This window comes from Stutzerimonas chloritidismutans AW-1 (assembly GCF_000495915.1).
GTDB lineage: Bacteria > Pseudomonadota > Gammaproteobacteria > Pseudomonadales > Pseudomonadaceae > Stutzerimonas > Stutzerimonas chloritidismutans.
Genome location: NZ_AOFQ01000015.1, coordinates 37,723 through 43,722, shown reverse-complemented (window position 1 = coordinate 43,722; position 6,000 = coordinate 37,723). Strand labels below are relative to the sequence as shown.

The window sequence follows — 6,000 nt, the reverse complement described above, 5'->3', positions numbered from 1 at the left end:
GGGGATAGAGCCCCGCCAGCCCGCCGATGAACAGCGGCGTTGCGGTATAGGCGGCGAAAACGATGCATTGGGTAAGGGTTGGGGTAGCGTCGTAGGTACGTGCCATCCAGTGAATGAAGCCGCCCATCACGGCGACGCCGGCCAGCATGGCGAAGTAGGAAAGTATCGCCAGCTGCATGCAACTGGCCTGGGTCAGTTTGACCGGCTCTCCACCGCCGATGCTCCAGCCCACCTGGGTCGCGCCGATGTAGGCCGATACCGCCGGTATCGCGGCGAGCAGCAGCACATGCGTGAGGTACATGTGGCTGACGGTTTCTTCCTCGCCGCGGATTTCATTCCACTCCTGACCGGGGTGGGTGAACAAACCCCAAACGTGATTGATCATGCCAGCGTCTCCTCAGTTTATGGAGGTCGCCTCGCCTGGCGGTCGTCATCGAGGACGGCGCGTGCGACCTTACGTCGCAGTATAGAAATGCCAATCGGCAATGCATCAGCGGGGTTAGAGCGTTTCGAAGCTATGCCGTCAGCGGTAATAGCGCTCGAGTATTTCCATCGCCAGATTGATTGACTGCAGGCGCTGCGTACTGCCACCTCGATCCGGATGGTGCAGGCCGACCAGCTGACGGTAGCGGCGCTTGATCAGCTCCAGGGTGAGGGGCTGTGAGGCGCCGTCCAGTTCGAACAGTTCGAGTGCCGCGCGTTTCTCGTCGCTGCCCTGCATGCGCGTCCAGAAGCTCGCCAGCAGGCGTTCGACATCGTCTTCGTCGGTATCCCGCAGGTTGGAGAGATCCAGGTAATACGCGCGCAGGGCGTCCTGCTCGGCGAGGCCCGCGTTGGCGCCGGCATATGGCAGCAACTGGACGTGCAAGGGGCTGATCTGCAGATGGCCGCTGCCCTCGGCCCAGAGTCGGTCGCGCAGCAGATAAAGCGCGTTGAACACCAGAAAGTGCGTGCGGAACAGCACCAGCTTGTCGGTCAGCGGCAGGTTGGGCACATGCGTGCTATGCCGGCGCTTGAGCTGTTGAATCAGCTCGTACTCGCTGCAGCCTTCGGGTCTTTCCTGCAGCAGTACGAGCAGGTGGTCTGGCAGATCCAGTGCGGGGGAGAGGTCGTCCATCTGGCGAGACTAGCACAGCACTGCGGGTGTTCATTCAGTGCTGGTTCACATCGGAGCAGGCGGCGAACGGGCTGCGGTGAGGCTTGCTTTGCGCGTAAAATGCGCGCCTTTCGCATCTCACCCGGACACCTGACATGGGCAACCTCTCGGTCAACCAGAACAAACTGCAGAAGCGCCTGCGCCGCCTGGCCGGCGAGGCCGTCACCGACTTCAACATGATCGAGGACGGCGACAAGGTCATGGTCTGCCTGTCCGGCGGCAAGGACAGCTACACCATGCTCGATGTGCTGCTGTATCTGCAGAAGGTCGCGCCGATCAAGTTCGAGATCGTTGCCGTGAACATGGACCAGAAGCAGCCAGGCTTCCCCGAGCACGTGCTGCCCGAGTACCTGAAGTCCATCGGCGTGGAGTACCACATCATCGAGAAGGACACCTACTCGGTGGTGAAGGAGAAGATTCCGGAAGGCAAGACCACCTGCTCGCTGTGCTCACGTCTGCGCCGCGGCACGCTGTACACCTTCGCCGACGAGATCGGCGCGACCAAGATGGCGCTCGGGCATCATCGCGACGACATCCTGGAAACGTTCTTCCTCAACATGTTCTATGGCGGCACGCTGAAGGCCATGCCGCCCAAGCTGCTCTCCGACGATGGACGCAACGTGGTGATTCGCCCGCTGGCCTACTGCAACGAGGCGGACATCGAGGCGTACTCGAAGATGAAGGAGTTTCCGATCATCCCGTGCAACCTCTGTGGCTCGCAGGAGAACCTGCAGCGTCAGGTGGTCAAGGAAATGCTGCAGGAGTGGGAGCGCAAGTCGCCAGGGCGCACCGAAATCATGTTCCGCGCGCTGCAGAACGTGGTGCCTTCGCAGCTGGCCGACCGCAACCTGTTCGATTTCAAGAGCCTGCGTATCGACGACAGCGCCACGCCGCGCTTCGTCGATGTGATGAGCCTGTAATCGGGCGCACCCGGCCTAGCCAGCCACTTTCTTTTGCCGTGCCGGTTGAAAGCCGCAGTCCCGGCAGAGTATGGTTCGGTCATCTTCTGGAGATCAGCATGTCCCTGAACCCTGTAGCCCTGAACGTTGTCGATGCCGGTGCCATTCGCGCCGTGGTCGTTCGTGGGCAGCAGGTTGCAGCCGCTGGTTATTACTTTGGGTATTGGTTTAGCCGCAGGCGCGCCTGATACCCCACAGGCGCCCTAGCAAGCAGGGTCGCCACCAGAGCAGTTTTCGAACCCCCGGTCGGCCACCCGACCGGGGGTTTTGTTTTTTCGGCCACGCGATGGCCCAACGCAACGAGGAACATGCAATGACCACTTACCGCACCGACCGTTATTACCGCTACGACTGGCGATTTAGCCACTTCGACGCCGAACACAAAGCACGCGAACGAACACCCGACTAGCGCCGCCGCGGACCACCCGCGCCGGCAGAAGGAACCGCCAGATCATGAATGCATCCGCCACCGTACTTGCCAAACAACCCGTCGCCACCGCTGAAGCCTCCATTGCTCGCCGCAGCGCACAGCCGCTGCCCAGCCCCGCCGTACTGCGCCAGCGTCTACCCTTGAGCGGCGCCCTTGCTGCACGCATCCACAGCGACCGCAACGCCATCCGCGCGGTGCTCGACGGCCGCGATACGCGCCTACTGGTCGTCGTCGGGCCCTGTTCCCTGCACGATCCTGTCGCCGCGCTCGAGTACGCCGAGCGTCTCGCCGCGCTTGCACCTGACGTCAGCGATCAGCTGCTGCTGGTGATGCGCGCTTATGTGGAAAAACCGCGCACGACCGTCGGCTGGAAAGGCCTGGTCTACGACCCGCATCTGGACGGCAGCGGCAACATGGCCGAGGGGCTGCACCTGTCGCGCCGCCTGATGCTGGATATTCTCGAAACCGGTCTGCCGATCGCCACCGAGCTGCTGCAGCCGCTGGCTGCCGGGTACTTCGACGATCTGCTGGGCTGGGCCGCGATTGGCGCGCGCACCAGCGAGTCGCAGATCCATCGCGAGCTGGTCAGCGGGCTGGGCCTGCCGGTGGGCTTCAAGAATGGCACCGACGGCGGCCTGGGCATCGCTTGCGACGCCATGCGTTCAGCGGAACATCCACACCAGCACTTCGGCATCGACGATCTCGGCCATCCGGCACTGCTGCAGACGTGCGGCAATCCGGATACCCATCTGGTCCTGCGCGGCGGCCACGGCGCACCCAACTACGACGCGGCCAGTGTCGCTACTGCCCGTCGCGCGCTGGAAAAGCAGGGGATTGCCCCGCGCATCATGGTCGATTGCAGCCACGCCAACAGTGGCAAGGACCCACTGCGCCAGCCCGCGGTGCTGGAGTCGGTGATCGAGCAGCGCCTGGCTGGCGACATGAGTCTGCGTGGCGTCATGCTGGAGAGCCATCTGCTCGATGGTTGCCAGCCGCTGTCCGGCGAGCTGCGCTACGGCGTGTCGATCACCGACGGCTGCCTGGGTTGGACGGCGACCGAGGAAATGCTGCGTCAGGCGGCGCAGCGGCTGCGCGGCTGATACCGGGAGCCCGCTGCACGTCTGAGCCGGCTCGCACGCAGAACGACGTTCTGCTCGTAGGGTGGCAACGCGAAGCTTGTCCACCGTCTGCGCGCCTGGTGTCAGGGCAATGGGACGCGTACCACGTGGTGTCACCCGGCTTGCACCGGCTTCACAGTGGAAGCGGGCTTGCCCGCGAACATTCGTTCAGATCAGCCTGCGCGAGCGCCACCTGACCGCTGCCGCCCAGCTGCGTTGATGGCGGCGGACTTGCGAGGCCGGCTCGTCACCGGCACCCTGTGCCGCTGCCGTCACCATCGGATCCGAACCATGCAAGACTACAAATGGCTGCACGAATACTGCCTCAACCGCTTCGGCTCGGCCGCGGCGCTGGAGGCCCGCCTGCCGCAGCCCCACAGCGCCGACCAACTGCGCAGCGTTTCGGATGACCGCTACCTCTCGCTGATCAGCCTGCGCATCTTCCGCGCCGGCCTCAAGCACAGCTTGGTGGATGCCAAGTGGCCGGCCTTCGAGCAGGCGTTCTTCGGTTTCGACCCGGAGAAAGTCGTACTGATGGGCGGCGAGCACATCGAGCGACTGATGCAGGACACCCGACTGATCCGTCATCTCGGCAAGCTCAAGAGCGTGCCGCGCAACGCGCAGTTCGTGCTCGACGTGGCCAAGGAAAGGGGCAGCTTCGGCAACCTGCTGGCCGATTGGCCGAGCAGCGACATCGTCGGCCTGTGGCGTTACTTGACCAGGCACGGCAGCCAGCTCGGTGGCCTGTCGGCGCCGCGCCTGTTGCGTATGGCCGGCAAAGACACCTTCGTCCCCAGCAATGACGTGGTAGCCGCGCTCAAGGCGCAGGAAATCGTCGACAAGGTGCCGAGCAGTCAGCGCGATCAGGCCGCGGTGCAGGCCGCATTCAACCAGTGGCAGGCGGAAAGCGGCCGTCCGCTGTGTCAGCTCTCGGCGATGCTGGCGTTCACCGTCAACCACTGACGAGGCTGCGACGCTTTAGCGCAGCGCCGTGCTCAGGCGCGCGGTGTAAAGTCGAAACATGACCATCGTCAAAGACAAGCGTGCGCAGATCGTATGGGTGCTCTTCACCTGCATCCTGCTCAATGCCTTTGTCTGCAGTCTGAACCACGCCACCCATGTGGGCTTCGGACTGGCCATGGGGCAGGACGCGTTCTGCGTCACCGGCGACGATGGCGGCACCGGTCTCGGCGCGCTTTCCTCCGATTTACATGGCCTGTCGCAGCATGCCCTCGACTGCCCACTGTGCAGTTCGGTTTTCCTCGCCATCGTTGCACTGTTCGCCTTGGCCTGGCTGGGGCAGCGCACGACAGGGGCGACTCCGCTACCACCGATTGAGCGTCATGGCCCGCGCCACCACTGGCCGGCACTGAATCCGCGCGCGCCCTGAGATTTCCTGATTGACGTGATTCGCCGTCCTTCCGCCCGTAGCAGCGGACGAGACGGCTACCTGTCGGAGCTTTCCGACGGCCCAGTCGATTCAGGGGATTTCACCATGACCATGATGGAACGATTCACCCGCGCCGATAGCCGCGTGAGCTATCGGCTGCCTTTTCCCGACTACCCCAGCAACGCCCGCAGCTTCGTGCATCTGGATGCCAAGTTGCTGCCGTACTGGCATGCGCTGTTCGATGTCTGCCCGCGGCTGCTCAAACTTGACCCGCCAGAGGGACTGGAGATCTTTCGTCAGTTCATGACCTGGGCCTACGGCTGCCAGCTGGCGCTGGACTGGACCTTCCACCTCGGCGTCTGCCGCTGGTTGCTGGCCTCCGACTACCGCGAGCTGGTCGAGCCGGAGCATATCGAGGCCATGATGCTCGCCGCCGCAGCGCGTTGGGTCGCCAGCGATGACAGCCCGGCAATCGGCATCGTGCTCGGCTGGCGAGGCGACAGCGAGCATGTATCCGACTGGAAGCCACGGGTGCGCCAGGGCGGCCGCCCGCTCGCCGCCGAGGCGGAGGAGCTGCCGCCGGCGCCCTGGGACTTCGCCTGGAGCCCGCTCTCGAGCACGGCCGGCAACGGATTTCGCCGCTGGCTGCGTGTGCCATGACTGCGACAGGGCGCCGCAGTGTGGCGATCGCGTCGCGCCTGACCCGGCGTCGCTCGCCGGTGTCACTGCTTGTTTGGAGCGCAGCGCCGCTCTGGCACAGATTGCCGCGAGTGGGTGGGCAGGCTGTCGCAGTTGTCCGCTTGCAGGGTGCGCCGGACACTTTGTCTGCCTCGAACCAGAGCAGCTTCCACGGGTGGTTCGGGGCACCGCGATTGAGTCCAGGCGTCGCGCCCGGATGCCGGCCCCCACCCCAAGGGGGCCTTCAATCGCAACATGCTGCCGGAGCG

The 6,000-nt window shown here is 64.3% G+C and carries 8 protein-coding genes; 6 read left to right on the top strand and 2 right to left on the bottom strand.

Annotation, left to right across the window (positions count from 1 at the left end; translation table 11 throughout):
- The coding region (locus tag F753_RS30200) for a Yip1 family protein (RefSeq protein ID WP_023444387.1) at window positions 1–385 on the bottom strand (385 nt) is incomplete at its 3' end.
- Window positions 386–523: 138 nt separating this feature from the next.
- Window positions 524–1,117, bottom strand: coding sequence for a DNA-J related domain-containing protein (locus F753_RS30195; RefSeq protein ID WP_023443855.1), 594 nt, complete (start codon window positions 1,115–1,117; stop codon window positions 524–526).
- A 134-nt stretch (window positions 1,118–1,251) separates the two neighbouring features.
- On the opposite strand from F753_RS30195, the gene ttcA reads away from it, so the two are divergent.
- From ttcA to F753_RS30170, 6 genes are all read left to right on the top strand, one after another.
- Window positions 1,252–2,076, top strand: a complete 825-nt coding sequence (ttcA, locus tag F753_RS30190; RefSeq protein ID WP_015277775.1) for a tRNA 2-thiocytidine(32) synthetase TtcA — start codon at window positions 1,252–1,254, stop codon at window positions 2,074–2,076.
- A 98-nt stretch (window positions 2,077–2,174) separates the two neighbouring features.
- Window positions 2,175–2,303: a hypothetical protein gene (locus F753_RS50155; RefSeq protein ID WP_023443854.1), complete on the top strand. Its 129-nt coding sequence runs from the start codon at window positions 2,175–2,177 to the stop codon at window positions 2,301–2,303.
- Window positions 2,304–2,568: 265 nt separating this feature from the next.
- Window positions 2,569–3,645, top strand: coding sequence for a 3-deoxy-7-phosphoheptulonate synthase (locus F753_RS30185; protein ID WP_023443852.1), 1,077 nt, complete (start codon window positions 2,569–2,571; stop codon window positions 3,643–3,645).
- A 309-nt stretch (window positions 3,646–3,954) separates the two neighbouring features.
- Window positions 3,955–4,626 carry a DNA-3-methyladenine glycosylase I gene (locus tag F753_RS30180; protein ID WP_023443851.1) on the top strand — a complete coding sequence of 224 codons (672 nt, stop codon included), beginning with the start codon at window positions 3,955–3,957 and terminating at the stop codon, window positions 4,624–4,626.
- A gap of 58 nt (window positions 4,627–4,684) precedes the next feature.
- The gene (locus F753_RS30175; RefSeq protein WP_023443850.1) at window positions 4,685–5,053 is read left to right on the top strand and encodes a DUF2946 domain-containing protein; all 369 of its coding nucleotides are present in this window, start codon (window positions 4,685–4,687) and stop codon (window positions 5,051–5,053) included.
- Between the two features lie 105 nt (window positions 5,054–5,158).
- Window positions 5,159–5,713 carry a putative natural product biosynthesis protein gene (locus tag F753_RS30170; protein WP_023443849.1) on the top strand — a complete coding sequence of 185 codons (555 nt, stop codon included), beginning with the start codon at window positions 5,159–5,161 and terminating at the stop codon, window positions 5,711–5,713.
- Window positions 5,714–6,000 lie beyond the last annotated feature (287 nt).